1 protein-coding gene is annotated in these 766 nt (G+C 51.0%); it reads right to left on the bottom strand.

Going from position 1 to position 766, the window contains the following annotated elements; genetic code table 11:
* The coding region (locus R7R78_RS25810) for an aldehyde dehydrogenase family protein (protein ID WP_225474579.1) at positions 1-766 on the bottom strand (766 nt) is incomplete at both ends.

Here is a 766-nt window from a genome sequence, read left to right as displayed (position 1 = left end):
TGAATCGGGCAACAAGCTTTCTGGCAACGCTTGGTAAGCGACCGGGCGTAACCAACGGTGAATGGCCTCTGCTCCGACAGAGGTTGATGCCGCATGGGTCGACGCAGGATACGGCCCACCATGAACCATCGCATAACCAACCTCTACGCCAGTTGGCCAGCCATTGAACACCAGGCGTCCGGCAATTTCTTCCAGGCATGGAATCAACTGCTCAGCGAGTGATGAATCTGCTTCAGTCGCGTGGATGGTAGCGGTGAGCGTGCCGCTCAGTGTTTCACTTAGATTGAATAAGTCCTCGAAGTCCTTACAGACAACAATCACTGATTGAGGGCCGAAAATCTCTTCTTCCCATTTTGGGTTTGTGCGCCAGTTTTGCCTGTCGGTGACAAACAGCGCAGAGGCGACATTTGGAGAGTCAGCCTGAGAGTAAGTCACGTTAATACCCTGATCAGCGGCTCGCTTTACGACTTCGTTCTCATAGGTTTCTCGGATACCTTGAGTGAGAAGCGTAGAAGGGGACTGTTGACGAATCAAAGCCTGAGCGGTTTCGATAAAGGCTTGTGTTTCTGGAGTATTCAACGCGAACACTACTCCCGGTTTTGTACAAAACTGGCCGCAACCCATGGTCATTGATGCGACAAACTGCTCTGCAAGTGAAGCGTTGTTCTTCATCGCTTCTGGGAGAATAAAGGTTGGGTTAATGGCGCCGAGTTCTCCATAAAAAGGGATCGGCTCAGGTCTCTGTTGAGCAAGGTTGAATAAGGCA

Source organism: Vibrio sp. 2134-1, from assembly GCF_033339495.1.
Note: the sequence above shows the minus strand (reverse complement) of the source record. Positions and strands in the feature narration are given on the sequence as shown.